The following is an 18,929-nucleotide window of genomic DNA, read 5'->3' on the forward strand; positions in this document are numbered from 1 at the left end:
AAAAAATCATGTAACTATGGATATTGGCTCAAATAAGGGACTGTAGTTCAATTGGTTAGAGCACCGCCCTGTCACGGCGGAAGTTGCGGGTTCGAGCCCCGTCAGTCCCGTTAAACACTCTGAATAACAAAATACGGTTTTTAGACCAGTCAAACATCTAGATTGTCTTTTGTTCACCTTGAATAGTGGCCATTGAGAACCTAAATTCAAAGGTTAGTTGCCAAGTCAGACGAACCCCTTTTTATTTTCTGAAAGCTGAAATTTCAGTAACGACAGCACTAAGATTGACAATTCAGAATAGGCAAGGCTATACTGTAAAAATTGTTCAGTGCTTTTCTATACAAATCAAATATGTCAATTTTAAGTAAAATCCAATCTGGAATTAATCAAGTCAATCAAATTTATCGGGAAAGAAACTTCAAGCCCTATGTAATTGATAGAAAGGAATGTGGGGTGGAGTTTAAATTTCTGATTGGTGATTTGATGGGACAGAAATGGTATAGCCAGCCCCAACATCAAGAAGAGTCGGAAAAAACAGGTGAAAAGCAAGTTTTAGAAATGGAGTTTGTCAGAAACCACCTGATTGAATCTGGGGATATCGTTTTTGAATGTGGAGGTCACCATGGTTGGACAGCTATCCAATTAGCAAACTGGGTAGGAAAGGAAGGAAAGGTGATATCATTTGAGGCGAACTCAAAAAACAAGAACATTATTCAACAAAACATAGAGATAAATCACTTAGAAAATGTTGTTGTTGAGCATAAGGCAGTGAGTTCAGAACCTGGAAGCATCACGATCTTCAAGAAATCCAATGCTTCAATTATTCCTAAATTTATTCCTGGGAACTTAAGATCGACGCGAATTTTTAATGTGATCTACGGGTTAGAAGAAGTCCAGACGATCGATCTAGACACCTATGCGGCTGAACATGATATTATGCCGACATTTCTGAAGATTGATGTGGAAGGATATGAATTTGAAGTTCTTAAAGGGGCGAAAAAAATATTAGAGACCGCTCCGAAAATTCTGCTGGAAATTCATACAGAGCAACTGTTTATGTATGGAACGTCAGTTCAAGATTTGTTTGATGCAATCGATCTAAGTCGCTATAAAACTTGGATTCAGCTAGATGATAAAAAGACTCCGGTCGAATTCGATCCCAATACTCCACCGAAGATTGAAAAGCGGGCCCATTTATATGCAGTTCCTAATCCAGTAGGCTAAAGTTACAGCCGTTAGCGCTGTCTGAGTCATCAGGATTGAGGAGCTATACTGCAAAAACAGAGGTAAGGTTTCGTGGAATTAGGGAAAATGCCCCAATGCTGATACGGTTTGCCCTCCTGTCTGAAAGGGTTCCAGCCTTTAGGATGAGAACAGTAGAAATCACTGAACCCAAGGTTAACAGGAGGGCAACCATGATGATGCGCGTCCACCCGACAGAAAAAAAACCCATCTATCAACCGGCGATCGCCTGGAACGTCACATCAGTAGGTCTGATGCTGCAAGTGGAAGTACCGGGAATTCAAGCCGAAGATCTCGATATTGAAGCCACGGCAAAAACCCTAACCGTGCAATGGACTCGTCGTCCTCATCCTGACTCGGTTGCCCTCTATTCCGAAGTCAAGTATGGACAATTTCGGCGCTCTGTAGCTCTACCCTTTGAAATTGAGTGCGATCGCATTGAGAGCCACCTAAAACAAGGCATCCTCACCCTGAATCTACCCAAAAAGCAAAAACCTCAACCGGTAAAAATAACTTTGGGTAAATCCACTCATTCCCAACCCGAACCGATCGCCTTAGAAACTCCGGTGAGTTTAGAAGAAGACCCTTGGGCAGCTTAAACCCAAATTCAGGATTGCCCCAGGTTCGGTAAACCGCCCTTCACCACAAGGGCAAACCCCCATCAGTATAGGTGAAGAGGTCTTTATACTGAGAACGGCCCACCTTCAAAGCAAAACATTTATAGAGCGCTCTCAGGCCCAGGCCGAACACCCTAGTAGTTAGTAAAGTTGGAGTGCAAAAACTCTTATGGCTAAAGTAGTTGGAATTGACTTAGGAACCACAAACTCTTGTGTAGCAGTAATGGAAGGAGGCAAACCCACCGTTATTGCTAACGCAGAAGGGGGACGCACCACCCCCTCCGTCGTGGCTTATGCAAAAAATGGCGATCGCCTGGTGGGACAAATCGCCAAACGCCAAGCGGTAATGAATGCCCAAAATACTTTCTATTCCGTTAAGCGCTTCATCGGGCGGCGCTACGACGAAGTAGGAACCGAATCCACTGAAGTGTCCTACGAAGTGGTTAAAGAAGGCAATAATGTTAAACTCAATTGTCCGGCTGCCAATAAAAAATTCGCTCCCGAAGAAATTTCTGCCCAAGTGCTGCGAAAACTGGTAGATGATGCCAGTAAATATTTAGGTGAAACCGTCACCCAAGCTGTCATTACCGTTCCTGCCTATTTTAATGACTCCCAACGGCAAGCCACCAAAGATGCGGGTAAAATCGCTGGTATTGAAGTTCTGCGGATTATCAACGAACCTACCGCCGCATCTCTGGCTTACGGACTAGACAAAAAGAGCAACGAAACCATTCTCGTATTTGACTTAGGGGGTGGAACCTTCGATGTATCCATCCTCGAAGTCGGCGATGGTGTATTTGAAGTATTAGCAACCTCTGGAGACACTCACCTGGGTGGGGATGACTTCGATAAGAAAATCGTGGATTATCTGGCTGAAGAATTCCAGAAAGCAGAAGGGATTGACCTGCGTAAGGATAAACAAGCTCTACAACGGTTAACGGAAGCTGCTGAAAAAGCTAAAATTGAACTTTCTAGCGTTACTCAAGCGGAAATTAACTTGCCCTTTATTACGGCTACCCAAGAAGGCCCCAAACATCTAGACTTGACCCTAACCAGGGGTAAGTTTGAAGATTTATGTGGCGACTTGATTAAGCGCTGTGCCATCCCTGTAGAAAATGCCCTCAAGGATGCCAAGCTGACGAAAGAAGCGATTGATGAAGTCGTCTTGGTTGGGGGTTCTACTCGGATGCCTGCGGTTAAAGAAGTGGTCAAGAAGACTCTAGGCAAAGAACCTAACCAAACGGTAAACCCGGATGAGGTGGTTGCGGTTGGCGCTGCTATTCAAGGTGGGGTACTCGCTGGGGAAGTGAAAGATATTCTCCTCTTAGATGTAACGCCTCTGTCCCTTGGGGTGGAAACTCTCGGCGGTGTGATGACTAAGATTATTCCTCGGAACACCACCATTCCAACTAAGAAGTCGGAAACTTTCTCTACGGCAGTTGATGGTCAAACTAATGTGGAAATCCATGTGCTGCAAGGGGAACGGGAAATGTCGGCTGATAACAAGAGCTTGGGAACTTTCCGCTTGGATGGTATTCCGGCTGCTCCCCGTGGGGTTCCCCAAATTGAGGTGACGTTCGATATTGATGCTAATGGTATCTTGAATGTGACGGCTAAGGATAAGGGAACGGGTAAGGCTCAATCGATTAGTATTACGGGAGCTTCGACTCTGGATGAGCGTGAAGTTGAGCGCATGGTGAAAGAGGCGGAAGCGAATGCTGATGCGGATAAGGAACGGCGCGAGAAAATCGATCGCAAGAATCAAGCGGATCAACTTTGCTATCAAGCTGAGAAGCAGATGGAGGAACTCGGTGATAAGGTTTCTGCCGAGGATAAGACTAAGGTGCAAGGATTGGTGAAGAACTTGCGTGAGGCGATCGGTAAGGAAGATGATGAGAATATCCAATCTCTGACGACTGAACTGCAACAAACCCTCTACAGCATTGGTAGCAGTGTTTACCAACAAGCTGGCGGTGATGCAGCAGGCGCACCGGGTGCTGATGCTCCCCCTCCCGGAGGTAATGGGGGTTCCGGTGGCCCGGATGATGATGTGATTGATGCTGAATTCTCGGAAACTAAGTAAGTAAACGAACGGTTTCGGTTGCTCTATACCCTAGGGTAGTGTGAAATTCTCCCTCCTAGATCGTCTGATCTAGGGGGGATTTTGTTGCGGGTTAGTTTATATCCAATCTGGTTAATTGGAAAAGAGAAGCGGGCAAGATGCCCCCATTCCCCCACTCCCCCAATACAGCAGCGCTGTATGCGGGTACACTAGGAAAAACTCCGATGTCTTTGCGAAGCGATGGTCTCTCATGCTGACATTTTAAGTCTCTGCCAACAGAGTGCGATCGGTAAACATCTGCCTAATGCCCTCTATGTTCATCTGACGGCTCTAGATGCTCTTGATGTCCAACTGCAAGAGTATGAAACTCTCGGCCGTCAAATAGCGGGAGAGATAGAACTGCCGACGTTAATTAAATTTCATCTCGATCAAGCGAAGATTTCCTATCTTTATTATCCTGATTTTGACGATGACCCCCATCCCTGTTTACAGGCTAGTTTACAAGTCGATTTTGCTCAGGAAAAAGCAGTTTATCGCGACTACCGCAACAGCGAAAATCCTCCAATTTTGCATCGCAAAGAAACTTTTGTTACCCCTCACTATCCCCAGTATGAAAAGTTTGTTCAGTTAACCCGACAGGAAGAAGAATGGGGACTTTTAAATAAGCGCAGTGGGTTTTCTATTGGCACATTAAAGCATTGGCAGAAATGGTTATCGGTGCATCGGGTGAAAATTGACGATCATCGGGTGGTTGCTATGGAAGCGACTGTGAATACGACCTATGCTCCAGTTATTGAGCGCTATAAAGCGGCTATGGTGCGAAAGGAGTTATCGCGGCCGGTTCGTTTGGCGTTGGAGGCGGAGTTATTTACCCCAGAAACGACTTTTTTTGACTATGGATGTGGGTATGGGGAAGATATTAAACAAGTTGCTAAAAAGGGCTATGGTAGTAGTGGATGGGACCCCTATTACCGCCCGGATACGCCCCTTACTGAGGCTGATATTGTTAATCTCGGCTATGTGATTAATGTGATTGAAGATCGGGGAGAACGCCAGGAAGCGCTGATCAAGGCGTGGGAGTTAACCCAAAAGGTGTTGGTGGTGTCGGCTCAGGTGTTGATTAGTGCGGCCAGCGATCGCCTGATGGCTTATGCTGATGGAGTGATTACCCAACGCAATACGTTCCAGAAATACTATGAACAGGAAGAACTGAAAACCTATATCGATCAAGTCTTAGAAGTCGATGCTGTACCCGTAGATTTGGGGATTTATTTTGTATTTCGCGATCGCACCCAAGCGGAGATTTTCCGCGCTTCCCGCTTCCACTCCCGTCTCTCTACCCCTCGCATCCGTATCGAAGTCCGCCGCTTTGAGGACTATCAGGACTTACTCGCCCCCCTGATGACCTTTGTTACCGATCGCGGACGACTGCCAAAACGGGGAGAATTAGCCGAAGAAACACCGATTTTAGAGGAATTTGGCACGTTTCGCCGTGCCTTTCAGCTTGTCCTGCAAGCCACAGAAGAAGAAGAATGGGAAAAAATCGCTACTTCCCGCCGTCAGGATTTCCTCGTCTATCTTGCTCTATCTCATTTTGGCGATCGCCCCCAATTTCGCCACCTCTCCCCGACCATCCGTCAAGACATTCAAAGCTTATTTGGCAGTTATAAAAGTGCCTGTATTTTAGCCGATCAAATGCTCTTTAGTTTAGGCGATTTAGACTTTATTACTCGTTGCTGTCAAAACTCCCCCGTCGGTAAATTAACTTCTAAATCTTTTACTGTCCATTCCAGTTATCTCGACTCCCTTGATCCCCGTTTGCGTCTCTATGAAGGCTGCGCTAACCGCACCATCGGCAGACTAGAAGGAGCTACCCTAATTAAATTTCACCTCAATATTCCCAAAATTTCCTATCTCTTTTATCCTGATTTTGACTCGAACCCTCACCCCCTCTTAAAAACAATTCTGCAAATTGATTTACGCAATTTAGCCGTCTATTCTGAAACCTATGACGATCATCCCAATCCTCCAATCTTACACCGCAAAGAAAAATTTATGGATTGCACCTATCCCCAGTTTGCTAAATTTGAGAAACTGAGCTTACAAGAAGAAAAATGGGGACTCTTCGAGGATTGGCAAGCTATCCAAACCCGTCGCGGATGGCTCAAATGTTTAGAAGAACATGGAGTAGAAATTAGGGGATCTAAAATTCATTGGCGCAACGACCTTGACCCCTACCGCCTCAAACTCTTAAAATCCGCGCATAAAAAACGATTGGCTGTCTATAAAAAAAAGCATTTCTAATATTGAATGACTCATGGATAGAGACCGAATTTTAATTATCATTGGTTTTAGCTGTATCGGATTATTATTTATCTTTACCCTATACGCCGAAATGATGCATCGCTGGCGGATTCATCAAGCCGATGGCGTTTGGTGTGTGTGGATTAATCCCCAGGGCAATAAGGAGGTGAATTATGGGCGAGAAAATTGCTCAGTACGTCCGGATTAATTCCATTTTTTGATGGGTTTCAGATCAACGCTCTTACACCCAGTATGGTGTTGCTTGAACTATGTTGGTTGAACTATACTGTAATGGATAGATGCACAACCCGCCTATGTTACTCAACTACAATCCCAAAGCTTGCTTACCCTCTGCTGAAGATTTACCCGATTCGGATGATACTCCTGTGGATAACGAACTACAAGATTTAATTCCCGGTTTGCTCAAAGCAATGTTGGCTTTAATTTGGGCAGAACGGATGGATTGGTTTTTTGGGGTAGATATGGGGATCTATTACGATCCGAACCAACCCGCTATTGTCCCTGATGGTTTTTTGAGTGTGGGTGTACCGAGAATTATTGACTCGGATTTACGTTTATCCTATGTGTTGTGGGAAGAGCAGAAATTACCCAGCCTGGTGTTAGAAGTGGTTTCCCATAAACGGCGGAAAGAATATACTCAGAAAAAAGAAGAATATGCCCAACTGGGAATTTTATATTATGCGATCTACAACCCCTTAAGGAAAAGGAAACAGAAGTTGGAAGTGTATGAACTTAAAGCCGGTGAATATGAATTATTGTCGGGGGAACCGGTGTGGTTATCCTCGTTGAATTTAGGCATCGGTAGAGCGGAGGGAACCTATCAAGGAATTAAGAGAGAATGGCTCTATTGGTATGATGAACAGGGAGAACGCTATTTAACACCGGAAGAGCGAATTATATCAGCCCAACAACGGGTATTATTGACTGAACAACGGGCATTATTGACTGAACAACGGGCATTATCGGCGGAACAGAAAGCTGAGAAACTCGCCCAAAAACTGAGGGAATTAGGCATCGATCCCGATCGCCTAGACCCGTAATCGACGACGGAGGGACGATCGCGGAGTATCATAGAAAATAGACTCTAATCTTATCCATCCATCCTGTGACTGCGATCGCCCCTACCTCCCTCCTCGATATCTGCCCCCTGTTGCCCTTTGAGCAGCTTGAACCTTCCCTACAGCAGCGTTTTCAACAGGCTTGGCAACCTGGATCGCCTCTACCTTCTGTCATCTATCCCCAAACGCAAGGGCAACTAAGCGAAGTGATGAAACTCTCTAAAGCCAACCAATGGCGGGTTTTACCTTGGGGAGCAGGCAGTAAAATTCATTGGGGAGGCATCGTTAAACCCGTCGATTTACTCATCAGTACCCAACGCATTAATCAGGTCATAGAACATGCAGCCGGAGACCTAACCATTACCGTAGAATCCGGGATAAGTTTGGCACAAGTGAATCAATTTCTTGCCCCCCATAACCAGTTTTTAGCCTTCGATCCCGCCTACCCCAACCAAGCCACCATCGGCGGTATCCTTGCCACAGCAGATACCGGCAGTTGGCGACATCAATATGGGGGTGTGCGCGATCGCCTGATTGGGATCTCCTTTGTTCGCAGTGATGGCGAGTTAGCCAAAGCCGGGGGTAGAGTCGTCAAAAATGTGGCAGGTTATGACTTGATGAAACTATTTACCGGCAGTTATGGCAGTTTAGGCATCATCTCCCAAGCCACCTTCCGCCTCTATCCCATTCCCGAACATTCGGCTACTGTGGTACTTTCAGGGAATCCAGAGGCGATCGCCCAAGCTACCCAAACCCTACTGAGTTCTAGTCTAACCCCCACCGCCCTCGATCTCAGACCCCAAAACGATCAAATTTTGCTCATTGCTCGGTTTCAAAGTATACCCTTAAGCGTACAAGAACAAGCCCAACGGGTACTCGAACTTGGTCAAGCCTTAGACTTAAGCGCCCAAATTTACGAGCAGCAAGACGAAACTCAGCACTGGCAAACCTGGCAACATCAGATCTGGGAACCCCACCCCCAAAAAGTAATCTGTAAACTCGGTATTCGCCCCACAGAAGCCATTAACCTGTTGTTAAAAATTCAACAACTTGTGCAAGTACAAAGTCAATGTGTCATTCATGCCCGCACCGGGTTAGGTATGCTACGATGTAATCAAATCCGCTCGACCCAACTCTTAGAACTGCGATCGCACATTACCTCAAAAGGCGGCTTTCTCACCCTCTTAGAAGCCCCCCAATCCCTCAAATCATCCCTAGACATATGGGGATATACAGGAAACGCCCTGAATATTATGCAAAATCTCAAGCACCAATTCGATCCAGATAACTTACTCAGTCCCCATCGTTTTATTGGATAAACTGTATTTCTATAGTATCAATTAGCAGAAACCATGTTTTTTACCTTGCAAAAAGGTAACCCTTCTTTGCATAATTAAAACCATTACCTATTACCAGAGCGAAGCACTACATTTATGACCACTTCAGACTTCATCCCCGCCAAAAACAGTAATTTCCTCTCTCAAAATCCCCATCTTTCCTCTGGATTCGATCCCCAAAATCCCCCCAAACCAGAGTTAATTAACACCTGTGTTCATTGCGGCTTTTGTCTCTCCACCTGCCCCAGTTATCGCGTTTTAGGACAAGAAATGGACTCTCCCAGAGGACGAATTTACCTCATGGATGCCATTAACCAAGGTGAAGCCCCCTTAGCTCCAGCTACCTCCCAACATTTTGACACCTGTTTAGGCTGTTTAGCCTGTGTTAGTACCTGTCCTTCTGGGGTGCAGTATGATAAACTCATTTCTGCCACTCGCCACCAAGTCGAACGCAATATTAACCGCAATTTGGGCGATAAAATTATTCGCTCCTTAATCTTCAATCTTTTTCCCTATCCCAATCGCTTAATTCCCCTCCTTTATCCCCTCTATCTCTATCAAAAATCGGGCTTACAATCCCTCATTCGCCGCACCCATCTGCTCAAGAAAATATCCCCCCGCTTGACAGCCATGGAATCCATTTTACCCCAGATTTCCCTCGCTTCCCTGCGCCACTCCTTTGCTGATGTTATTCCTGCTCAAGGACAAAAACGCTATCGAGTGGGCGTGATTCTCGGCTGTGTACAACGACTGTTTTTTAATCCCGTGAATGCAGCAACCATTCGCGTTTTAACTGGCAATGGTTGCGAAGTCTTCATTCCCAAAAGCCAAGGCTGTTGTGGGGCACTGCCCGAACATCAGGGGCAAACCAAACCCGCCCAAGATTTAGCCCGGCAAATGATTGATTCCTTTGCTGATTTAAATCTCGATTATGTGATTATCAACGCGGCAGGATGTGGCCATACTCTTAAAGAATATGGCCATATTTTAGCTGACGATCCTAACTATCAAGATCGGGCGAAAAAGTTTGTCAGCCAAGTTAAAGATATTCAAGAATTTTTAGCCCTGGTGGGGTTAACCGCATCCCTCTCTCCCTTAGCTGATGAAGAATTGAAGATTGTGTATCAAGATGCTTGTCATCTGTTACATGGACAAAAAATTAGTGTCCAACCCCGCCAACTCTTAAAACAAATTCCCGGCGTGCAGTTGAAAGAACCCCTAGATGCTGCCTTGTGTTGTGGTAGTGCGGGAGTTTATAATATGTTGCAGCCAGAAGTGGCCGAAAGTTTAGGCGATCAAAAAGTGAATAATTTGCTCAATACGGGAGCTGATTTAATTGCTTCTGCTAATCCAGGCTGTAGTTTGCAGATCAAAAAACACCTACAGCAGCAGGGTAAAATAGTTTCGATTTTCCATCCCATTGAGCTACTCGATTATTCCATGCGAGGTGTTACCCTATCCTCCCTCAATTAATCTGCCGAGCGACTGACGGGTAACCCAATTTCAAAGGTTGTACCGCTTCCCGGTTGCGATCGCAACTTTAAATAGCCTTGGTGTTTTTCGGTTACAATTTGATGGGAAATCGCCAACCCTAATCCCGTACCTTGACCTACGGGTTTAGTTGTAAAAAATGTTTCAAAAATTCGATCCTGAATCTCTGGAGGTATGCCTACTCCATTATCAGCTATCTCGATTTTAACCCACTCTGACTGATCCAGTTCCGTCAACCATTGGCTCGTAATCGTAATTTCTGGTTGCCATTGATCGGATTTTTCCCGTTCATTCAACGCATCAATGGCATTGGTAAGTAAATTCATAAACACTTGGCTCAGTTGCCCGGAATAACACTCGACTAAGGGCAACTCTCCGTAATTTTTTACTAAGTTAATCCCATATTTGAGTTTATTGCGTAAAATCAACAAGGTACTATCTAAACATTCATGAAGATTGGCTAACTGGGCCTGGTTTTCACCCATATGGGAAAAGTTCCGCATTCCACCAACTAACTGATTTAAGCGCTCGGCACTTTCCTGCATACTGTCGATGAGTTCCGGTAAATCCTTCTGTAAATATTCAAAATCAATATCTTCTTTTAACTCTTCAATAACTTCCGGATCTTCGCCTGATTCTTGATCATAAGCATTAACCAAATTTAGTAAATCTTGACTATAGGTTTTTAAGAACTTCACATTTCCCCATAGGGTATTCACGGGATTTCTAATTTCATGGGCTAATCCCGCCACCATTTGCCCTAAACTAGCTAATTTTTCCGTCTGAATCAGATGAGCTTGGGTATTTTCCCGTAACAGTTTTGTGGTTAATTCATGAATTTTGGATTGGGCTAAGAGTAATTGATGAATATCGAGCAAGCAATACTTATGATTGGGACACTCAATTACCAAAGGTTCATAGAGTTTTTCCGGAGGACGCTCTAAGGATTGAACCGCAGCTTCTACAATCGGCGTTTGACCCGGTAAAATCAAGTGATCGACTGAAAGATGTTCGCCGACTTTTTGATTGGCAAGTCGATTTAAAACCCTAATTTCTCGGCGAATAAAAACTTCTAAACCATAGGGACGGCTGAGTTGCTCTAAAAACCGTCTGCGGGAAATCATACCGGCAAAATTTCCCTTATCAGTTAAAATCACACCAGGTAAAAGGGAATGGTCTTTGAAAATTTGTGCCACGATACGTCCCGGCTGATTCACCTCTACAGAACATTGCCATAAAGAGAGGTCTTGTAATCTTGAATCCAGGCTTACTTCAGTGGCTTTCAGACCGGATCGAGCCACTACCTCAGTTTGGATCTCTGACACTTGTGCCACCATGTTTTTAGGATAAAAAAACTCCTCTCCTATTATAAGAAATAAAAACTATAATAGACTATAATAATCATCAATATCAGTCAATTTTTATAATCCCCTTAAACTTTATTTTACTTGTTTAATAAAACCTTAATCTAAAAGGCGATCAGATTTCTATTACTAGAAAGATAGAGACGCGATCGCACTCGTTCTAAACAGAACTCATCAACTAATGTCCAGCCCCATTGGGGGAAGATTTCCGGGCGTTTATGGGGAGTAATCACCATCAGGCGATCGCCAATCCAACTAAGCTGATACATTAAGGAGGGTAAACGCGATCGCTCCACCAAATGCAGAGCAAAACTACACACAATCAACCCATACTCCCGTCCCCACAATACCCCCTGCTCAATCTCCTCAAACCGGAAACCCTCCGCTACCTGTCCCGTGCGCTCTAGATAAGCCTGCTGCGTATAAGGATCGATTCCTTCAATATCCTGCCATCCCAACTCACGCAGAGCCAACGTCACCTCTCCACTCCCACAAGCCAAATCCAAAACCCGCAAACCCTCCCTAGGCACATCCACCAACCCCTGCGCCAAAACTTGCCCAATCTTGGCCTCATGGGGATTACGATAGGTTGAACCCTGTTGCTGATAAAACCCCTCTACCCCCCAAGTTTCATACGCCCGGCGAATCGATAAATCAGACATGCAATGAACAATGAACAATGAACAATAAACCATTAACAACTACGGCTCCTCCCCATTCCCCCACTCCCCACCCTTGCCCCCTCTCCCCAGAGAGAGTAGAATTGAACCATGGGCTGCTCTCAGTTCACCCTTAATCTAGGCTGACTCAAACCCGACCGGTAAGGAAGATGTCAGCTCAACTACAATAGAGAATAAATATTTCGCCAGAGAAGAGGACTCGTCCCCTAATAATGATATCGGAAAAAATTAGCCAACGCTCTGACTTTCTTGGAACCCAAGTCATCACCCGAAGTACCGGCAAACGCTTGGGGGTCGTCAGCCAACTGTGGGTCGATATTGACCGGCGGGAAGTCGTTGCCTTAAGTTTGCGAGATAATCTGCTCTCAGGTGTTCTCGCCGGAATTCCCCGCTATATGTACTTGAGCAATATTCGCCAAGTTGGTGATGTGATTCTTGTTGACAATGACGACGTAATCGAAGATGTCAATGTAGAAGTTTACAGCAGCCTCATTGGGAGTGAAGTAATCACCGAAGCTGGGGAAATGCTCGGCCGGGTCAGAGGTTATCGTTTTGATACAGAAGATTATCGCGTCACCTCCTTAATTATTGCCTCGATTGGCCTACCCCTAATTCCCGAACAGGTGCTTAGTACCTATGAACTCACCATTGACCAAATTGTGAGTAGTGGGCCTAACCGCCTGATTGTATTTGAAGGCGCAGAAGAACAAATGGTGCAGTTAAGTGTAGGGGTACTGGAGCGACTCGGCATTTCCCAAGCACCATGGGAAAGAGAAGGAGCCGAACCCTATGTTATGCCAACGATTAAAACCGAGAATCAGTTAGGGACAGGCACTCCCCTACGCACCCAAGAGCCAATTCGGGCGATGGAACCAGTGATGGAAGAAGCTTGGGATGCAGATCAGTGGGAAGAACCCCAACCGGCTCCCATGCGACAATTCGAGCAACCCGAACCCCGCTATGAGCAAAGCTATGAAGAGGACAATTGGGGAGATGATGGGGATGAAGATCCCAACTATCGAGAACCCAGCTATCGGGTTGATCCTCCACAACCAGAGAGGGAAGAGATCCGAGAAGCTCCCTATGAACCCTCCTATCGGGAAATTGAAGAGGATGCTTGGGCTGATCGAGATCGGGATGAACCCTATGATCTACCGAAAGTGAATATCCGAGAAACTCTGAAAAAACCAGAGTATGAAGGATAACGGTTTATGTGACTTGTAAACGAAAAAACACCCTTGCCTTTGGCAAGGGGCGATCAGCCCCTTGTTCAATTCTTCCTCTCCTGATGAGTATCCAAAAAATCCCCCTGACATCTATCCAAAAAATCCGCACTTATCTCACCAGTCTACTGGTGCTTCCAGAATCTGAAAATTGCCCTCGCGCCTTATCTTTTAGTGAATCCGACGATCTTCCAGAACCTGAATCTCTGGATGAGTTAGGAGGATTATTTGATTTGGGGCCAGCAGAAGAAGATGAGGAACCGATCGCCCGATCGCCTTCTGGCCCCTGGTTTATTAGTGCGGTTAACCCGGCGGCTCCCTTGCGAAAATTACCCGGACTGCGCTTAAAAGCTGGTCTACGCTGGGTCAGCTATATCTATCGCGACCCCAATGAACCCAAGAAAGGAAGCGGGGTAACCTGGGCTGTACCGGAAGACTATTGTACGATCGCCACTCTAGAAGAAGCCTTAGCCCATGCTTCAGATGGGGAGCATCCCCCCCATCCCCAAGGGGCACTAGATGATTTTATGACAGCCATTGAGGGCGATCGCAGCCCCTCTTCTTTTCTCCTGGCGACCTTACTACGGCGAGAAATCCAAGAATTTGTTTGTGCAGAAGCGAACCGAGACTGGAGTCACCACCGCCTCATTGAAACTCCTCCCAAGCAAGTGCAATGGCAATGGAAAGCTGCGATCAAGGACTTATCTGCCAAAATCCGCGAGCGCGAAGATGGAAAGGTGGCCGTAGAATTTTTTACCTGTCGCACCAGTGCCCCCATCGCCATTTTTCGCCACATTGAACAATATCCTCCATCGAGCTATCAAAGCCAGGCGATCGACCAAGCAGTAGCCACTCCCATCCGCACGAAATCAATGAAGTCATAGGTCAAATAGACTTTTAACCCAACTTGAGATCAAACCACAAAAACCCCCACCCGAAGGTGAGGGTTTTTTATCACTTAACGATCAGTCCAGCCAGGATTTAACCGAACTTACCCGCAGTGGAGGCAATCAAGAAGGCTGCGTAGGTGAGGACATAGCCAACGGTGAAGTGAGCTAGACCAACTACACGAGCTTGAACGATGGAGAGAGCAACGGGCTTATCTTTCCAACGAACCAGGTTCGCCAGAGGAGTGCGCTCGTGGGCCCAAACAATCGTTTCAATCAATTCTTGCCAGTAACCCCGCCAGCTAATCAGGAACATGAATCCAGTTGCCCAGACCAGGTGTCCGAAGAGGAACATCCAAGCCCAAACAGCCAGGTTATTCATGCCGTAGGGATTATATCCATTGATCAACTGAGAGGAGTTTAACCACAGGTAATCGCGGAACCAACCCATGAGGTGGGTAGAGGACTCATTGAACTGAGCCACATTACCTTGCCAGATGGCCAAATGCTTCCAGTGCCAGTAGAAGGTTAACCAGCCCAGGGTATTCAGCATCCAGAACATGGCGAGGTAGAAGGCATCCCAAGCAGAGATGTCGCAAGTACCACCACGACCGGGGCCATCGCAGGGGAAGCTGTAACCGAAGTCTTTTTTATCGGGCATCAGCTTAGAACCCCGTGCATCCAACGCACCTTTCACGAGGATTAAGGTGGTGGTGTGCAGGCCGAGGGCGATCGCATGGTGAACCAAGAAATCACCAGGGCCAATGGGTAAGAACAGAGAGTTAGAGGTGCTGTTAATGGCATCTAACCATCCGGGTAGCCAGAAGTTGGCATGATTGGGGAATGCGGTATAAGCAATGCTATCCGGATTGGACAGTAGAATATCCATTCCGTACATTAACTTACCGTGAGAAGCCTGGATGAACTGGGCAAAAACCGGTTCAATCAAGATTTGCTTCTCAGGAGTACCAAAGGCAACCACAACATCGTTGTGAACATACAGTCCCAGGGTATGGAAACCGAGGAACAAGGAAACCCAGCTCAGGTGAGAAATGAGAGCTTCTTTATGTTCAAGCATCCGAGCCAATACGTTGTTCTTGTTGGCTTCTGGATCGTAGTCCCGAACTAAGAAGATCGCACCGTGAGCGAAAGCTCCCACCATCAGGAATCCAGCAATGTACTGGTGATGGGTGTATAGAGCTGCCATGGTGGTGTAGTCCTTAGCGATGAAAGCATAAGGAGGCATGGAATACATATGTTGGGCGACTAAAGAAGTCACAACACCCAGACAAGCCAAGTGCCATCCCAACTGGAAGTGTAACGATTCGTTGTAGGTATCGTACATTCCTTTATGACCGTCACCGATCATGCCTCCAAAGGGAGTGCCTTTGGGAGGATTATGGGCTTCCATGATTTCCTTCATGCTGTGGCCAATACCCCAGTTCGTGCGGTACATATGTCCAGCAACGATGAAGAGAACTGCGATCGCCAAATGGTGATGAGCCATATCCGTGAGCCACAGGGACTCAGTTTGGGGATGGAAACCACCTAAGAAGGTTAGAATTGCAGTCCCTGCACCTTCAGATGTGCCAAACACATGACCCGCTGTATCTGGATTTTGGGCATATACGCCCCAGTTCCCTGTGAAGAAAGGAACCAAACCAGCCGGGTGAGGCAAAGTGCTAAGGAAGTTATCCCAGCCCACATGCTGCCCGCGAGATTCGGGGATCGCAACGTGAACTAAGTGACCTGTCCAAGCCAAAGAACTAACACCGAACAAACCAGCCAAGTGGTGATTCAGACGGGATTCAGCATTCTTGAACCAAGACAAGCTGGGGCGGAAATTGGGCTGGAGGTGTAACCAACCAGCGAACAGCATCAACGAAGCTAAGATCAACAGGAAAATAGCCCCTTGATAGAGATCGCCATTCGTCCGCATTCCGATGGTGTACCACCAATGGTAGACACCTGAATAAGCAATGTTTACAGGACTAGACGCACCGGCTTGAGTATAAGCATCGATCGCCGCTTGTCCAAATTGGGGGTCCCAAATCGCGTGTGCAATGGGACGGACATTGAGAGGATCTTTGATCCACTGTTCAAAGTTGCCTTGCCAAGCTACGTGGAACAGGTTGCCAGAAGTCCACAGGAAGATGATTGCCAGATGACCGAAGTGGGAAGCAAAAATCTTTTGGTAAAGATTTTCTTCCGTCATTCCATCGTGGGTTTCAAAATCGTGGGCGGTAGCTATCCCGTACCAGATCCGACGAGTTGTGGGATCTTGTGCGAGGTCTTGGCTAAACTTGGGGAATTTTGTTGCCATGTTTAAATCCTTCTCGACCTCATCCTACTGAAATGATGCGAGCCAGGAAGAATGCCCAGGTTGTGACAATTCCTCCCAAGAGGTAGTGAGCTACCCCTACAGCGCGACCTTGAATAATACTCAAGGCGCGAGGCTGAATCGCGGGTGCGACTTTGAGTTTATTATGGGCCCAAACAATCGATTCAATCAACTCTTGCCAGTACCCACGACCACTAAAGAGGAACATGAGACTAAAAGCAAAGATGAAGTGACCGGCTAGGAACATAATGCCATAGGCGGACAAAGCAGACCCATAAGAGGTAATTACTTGAGAAGCTTGCGCCCACAAGAAATCACGCAACCAGCCATTGATAGTAATTGCACTTTGGGCAAAATTACCATTGGTGATGTGGGAAACGGTTCCGTCAGAGGATACAGTGCCCCATACATCCGATTGCATCTTCCAGCTAAAGTGGAAAATCACAATGGACAAGGAGTTGTACATCCAGAATAGACCCAGGAAGACATGATCCCATCCTGAGACTTGACAAGTACCGCCCCGGCCCGGACCATCACAGGGGAAGCGGAAGCCCAGATCGCCTTTGTCAGGAACTAGACGAGAGCTACGGGCATAGAGAACGCCTTTGAGCAGGATCAGTACGGTAACGTGGATGGTAAAGGCATGGATGTGGTGAACCATGAAATCGGCTGTTCCCAGCGCGATGGGCATCATAGCTACTTTTCCACCAACGGCTACGACATCACCACCAAAGACAGGACTTACACTAGCCAAAGCATTGGGGGCTGTATTGCCCGGAGCCAGATTATGAAGATTCTGAACCCACTGAGCAAAGATAGGTTGGAGTTGAATTGCCGTATCCGAGAACATATCTTGGGTACGACCTAACGCACGCATGGTGTCGTTATGAACATACAAGCCAAAGCTATGGAAGCCTAGCCATATGCAAACCCAATTGAGGTGGGAGATAATTGCATCCCGATGACGAATCACCCGGTCTAACAAGTTATCAACATTTTTTGCAGGGTCGTAGTCACGAACCATAAAGATAGCTGCGTGAGCGCCTGCACCGACAATCAGGAATCCCCCAATCCAAACATGGTGAGTAAACAGGGAGAGTTGAGTCGGATAGTCTGTAGCGATGTATGGATACGGAGGCATCGCATACATATGATGGGCCACAATGATACTCAATGATCCCAACAACGCGAGGTTGAGGGCGAGTTGAGCGTGCCAAGAGGTTGTGAAGATTTCGTACAATCCCTTGTGCCCTTCTCCAGTGAAGGGGCCTTTGTGAGCTTCGAGGATTTCCTTCATGCTGTGACCAATGCCCCAGTTGGTGCGGTACATATGGCCAGCAATGATGAAGAGAACGGCGATTGCCACATGGTGATGGGCTGTATCAGACAACCACAATCCACCGGTAACCGGATTCAGTCCACCTTTGAAGGTTAAGAAGTCACTGAAAGCTCCCCAATTCAGGGTAAAGAAAGGCTGGATTCCACCGAGACCTCCCCACTCTACACCGGGGTACAATTGCGTCATCAAGCTGGGATTGAGAATGAACTCATGGGGTAAGGGAATATCCTTGACGGCTACTCCCGAATCCAACAACTTGTTGATCGGTAAGGAAACGTGGATTTGGTGACCAGCCCAACCGAGGGAACCACAACCGAGCAGTACGGATAGATGATGGTTCATCATCGACTCCACATTCTGGAACCATTCCAGTTTGGGAGCTGCTTTGTGATAGTGGAACCAACCGGCAAATAACATTAAGGCAGCCATCACCAACCCACCAATTGCGGTGCAGTAAAGTTGGTAAGAGTTCGTGAAGCCGGAGGCTCTCCAGAGTTGGAATAACCCGGAAGTGATTTGGATTCCGTGGAATCCACCGCCAACATCACCGTTGAGAATATCTTGGCCAACAATGGGCCAAACTACTTGGGCGCTCGGTTTGATCCCTAGGGGGTTGCTCAACCAAGCTTCGTAATTTGAGAATTTAGCACCATGGAAGTAAGCGCCACTTAGCCAAACAAAGACAACGGCTAAATGACCGAAATGGGCACTAAAGATTTTTCTAGATACGTCTTCTAGATCACTGGTATGACTATCGAAATCGTGAGCATCGGCGTGAAGATTCCAAATCCAGGTTGTGGTTTTGGGTCCTCTAGCTAGGGTTCTGTCAAAATGACCCGGTTTTCCCCATTTTTCAAATGAAGTAGGGACTGGATCTTTATCGACGACCACCCTCGCCTTTGCTTTTTGCTCTTTTGGGGTAGTTGTCATTGAGACTCTCCTCTCTTTAGACAAGTAGCGTCA

The 18,929-nt window shown here is 46.5% G+C and carries 14 protein-coding genes and 1 tRNA gene; 11 read left to right on the forward strand and 4 right to left on the reverse strand.

The features are described from left to right. Nucleotides 1-36 precede the first annotated feature (36 nt). The 9 genes from AC3FZD_RS21800 (at nt 37) to AC3FZD_RS21840 (ending at nt 10,114) form a co-directional block, all read left to right on the forward strand. A tRNA-Asp gene (locus tag AC3FZD_RS21800) sits at nt 37-110 on the forward strand. Between the two features lie 241 nt (nt 111-351). Next, entirely contained in the window at nt 352-1,224 is an 873-nt protein-coding gene (locus tag AC3FZD_RS21805) for an FkbM family methyltransferase (protein WP_488738042.1), read from the forward strand. Nucleotides 1,225-1,415: 191 nt separating this feature from the next. Next, complete coding sequence (locus tag AC3FZD_RS21810; RefSeq protein ID WP_488738043.1) at nt 1,416-1,841, forward strand: Hsp20/alpha crystallin family protein; 426 nt, start codon at nt 1,416-1,418, stop codon at nt 1,839-1,841. Between the two features lie 187 nt (nt 1,842-2,028). After that, nucleotides 2,029-3,942 (forward strand): molecular chaperone DnaK, encoded by a 1,914-nt coding sequence (dnaK, locus tag AC3FZD_RS21815; protein ID WP_488738044.1) that lies wholly within the window; start codon nt 2,029-2,031, stop codon nt 3,940-3,942. A gap of 219 nt (nt 3,943-4,161) precedes the next feature. Then, nucleotides 4,162-6,225, forward strand: a complete 2,064-nt coding sequence (locus AC3FZD_RS21820; protein WP_488738045.1) for a DNA phosphorothioation-associated putative methyltransferase — start codon at nt 4,162-4,164, stop codon at nt 6,223-6,225. Nucleotides 6,226-6,238: 13 nt separating this feature from the next. Then, nucleotides 6,239-6,433 carry a hypothetical protein gene (locus AC3FZD_RS21825; protein WP_488738046.1) on the forward strand — a complete coding sequence of 65 codons (195 nt, stop codon included), beginning with the start codon at nt 6,239-6,241 and terminating at the stop codon, nt 6,431-6,433. A gap of 106 nt (nt 6,434-6,539) precedes the next feature. Then, nucleotides 6,540-7,286, forward strand: a complete 747-nt coding sequence (locus tag AC3FZD_RS21830) for a Uma2 family endonuclease (protein WP_488738047.1) — start codon at nt 6,540-6,542, stop codon at nt 7,284-7,286. 65 nt (nt 7,287-7,351) lie between these two features. Then, on the forward strand, nt 7,352-8,623 hold the full coding sequence (locus AC3FZD_RS21835; RefSeq protein WP_488738048.1) for an FAD-binding oxidoreductase: 1,272 nt from the start codon (nt 7,352-7,354) through the stop codon (nt 8,621-8,623). A gap of 114 nt (nt 8,624-8,737) precedes the next feature. After that, a complete protein-coding gene (locus AC3FZD_RS21840; protein ID WP_488738049.1) occupies nt 8,738-10,114 on the forward strand; it encodes a (Fe-S)-binding protein in 1,377 nt (458 codons plus the stop codon). Here the strand turns inward: AC3FZD_RS21840 and AC3FZD_RS21845 are convergent. Then, nucleotides 10,111-11,469 carry an ATP-binding protein gene (locus AC3FZD_RS21845; RefSeq protein ID WP_488738050.1) on the reverse strand — a complete coding sequence of 453 codons (1,359 nt, stop codon included), beginning with the start codon at nt 11,467-11,469 and terminating at the stop codon, nt 10,111-10,113. The two genes, AC3FZD_RS21840 and AC3FZD_RS21845, sit on opposite strands and share 4 nt — an antisense overlap. Before the next feature lie 131 nt (nt 11,470-11,600). Next, nucleotides 11,601-12,158 carry a class I SAM-dependent methyltransferase gene (locus AC3FZD_RS21850; protein ID WP_488738051.1) on the reverse strand — a complete coding sequence of 186 codons (558 nt, stop codon included), beginning with the start codon at nt 12,156-12,158 and terminating at the stop codon, nt 11,601-11,603. Nucleotides 12,159-12,388: 230 nt separating this feature from the next. On the opposite strand from AC3FZD_RS21850, the gene AC3FZD_RS21855 reads away from it, so the two are divergent. Both AC3FZD_RS21855 and AC3FZD_RS21860 read left to right on the forward strand, forming a co-directional pair. Further along, nucleotides 12,389-13,381: a PRC-barrel domain-containing protein gene (locus AC3FZD_RS21855; RefSeq protein WP_488738052.1), complete on the forward strand. Its 993-nt coding sequence runs from the start codon at nt 12,389-12,391 to the stop codon at nt 13,379-13,381. 83 nt (nt 13,382-13,464) lie between these two features. Further along, nucleotides 13,465-14,283, forward strand: coding sequence for a hypothetical protein (locus AC3FZD_RS21860; protein ID WP_488738053.1), 819 nt, complete (start codon nt 13,465-13,467; stop codon nt 14,281-14,283). 97 nt (nt 14,284-14,380) lie between these two features. Here the strand turns inward: AC3FZD_RS21860 and psaB are convergent, their stop codons facing one another. Further along, the gene (gene psaB, locus AC3FZD_RS21865; protein WP_488738054.1) at nt 14,381-16,609 is read right to left on the reverse strand and encodes a photosystem I core protein PsaB; all 2,229 of its coding nucleotides are present in this window, start codon (nt 16,607-16,609) and stop codon (nt 14,381-14,383) included. 19 nt (nt 16,610-16,628) lie between these two features. Beyond that, nucleotides 16,629-18,896 (reverse strand): photosystem I core protein PsaA, encoded by a 2,268-nt coding sequence (psaA, locus tag AC3FZD_RS21870; protein ID WP_488738055.1) that lies wholly within the window; start codon nt 18,894-18,896, stop codon nt 16,629-16,631. Nucleotides 18,897-18,929: the final 33 nt, after the last annotated feature.

The organism is Roseofilum sp. KMC-1 (assembly GCF_057802075.1).

What these genes read in the sequence shown, in the direction of transcription:
- AC3FZD_RS21805 (WP_488738042.1), top strand. Translation starts at nt 352, where the DNA reads ATGTCAATTTTAAGTAAAATCCAATCTGGAATTAATCAAGTCAATCAA.
- AC3FZD_RS21810 (WP_488738043.1), top strand. Translation starts at nt 1,416, where the DNA reads ATGATGATGCGCGTCCACCCGACAGAAAAAAAACCCATCTATCAACCG.
- dnaK (WP_488738044.1), top strand. Translation starts at nt 2,029, where the DNA reads ATGGCTAAAGTAGTTGGAATTGACTTAGGAACCACAAACTCTTGTGTA.
- AC3FZD_RS21820 (WP_488738045.1), top strand. Translation starts at nt 4,162, where the DNA reads ATGGTCTCTCATGCTGACATTTTAAGTCTCTGCCAACAGAGTGCGATC.
- AC3FZD_RS21825 (WP_488738046.1), top strand. Translation starts at nt 6,239, where the DNA reads ATGGATAGAGACCGAATTTTAATTATCATTGGTTTTAGCTGTATCGGA.
- AC3FZD_RS21830 (WP_488738047.1), top strand. Translation starts at nt 6,540, where the DNA reads ATGTTACTCAACTACAATCCCAAAGCTTGCTTACCCTCTGCTGAAGAT.
- AC3FZD_RS21840 (WP_488738049.1), top strand. Translation starts at nt 8,738, where the DNA reads ATGACCACTTCAGACTTCATCCCCGCCAAAAACAGTAATTTCCTCTCT.
- AC3FZD_RS21845 (WP_488738050.1), bottom strand. Translation starts at nt 11,469, where the DNA reads ATGGTGGCACAAGTGTCAGAGATCCAAACTGAGGTAGTGGCTCGATCC.
- AC3FZD_RS21850 (WP_488738051.1), bottom strand. Translation starts at nt 12,158, where the DNA reads ATGTCTGATTTATCGATTCGCCGGGCGTATGAAACTTGGGGGGTAGAG.
- AC3FZD_RS21855 (WP_488738052.1), top strand. Translation starts at nt 12,389, where the DNA reads ATGATATCGGAAAAAATTAGCCAACGCTCTGACTTTCTTGGAACCCAA.
- AC3FZD_RS21860 (WP_488738053.1), top strand. Translation starts at nt 13,465, where the DNA reads ATGAGTATCCAAAAAATCCCCCTGACATCTATCCAAAAAATCCGCACT.
- psaB (WP_488738054.1), bottom strand. Translation starts at nt 16,609, where the DNA reads ATGGCAACAAAATTCCCCAAGTTTAGCCAAGACCTCGCACAAGATCCC.
- psaA (WP_488738055.1), bottom strand. Translation starts at nt 18,896, where the DNA reads ATGACAACTACCCCAAAAGAGCAAAAAGCAAAGGCGAGGGTGGTCGTC.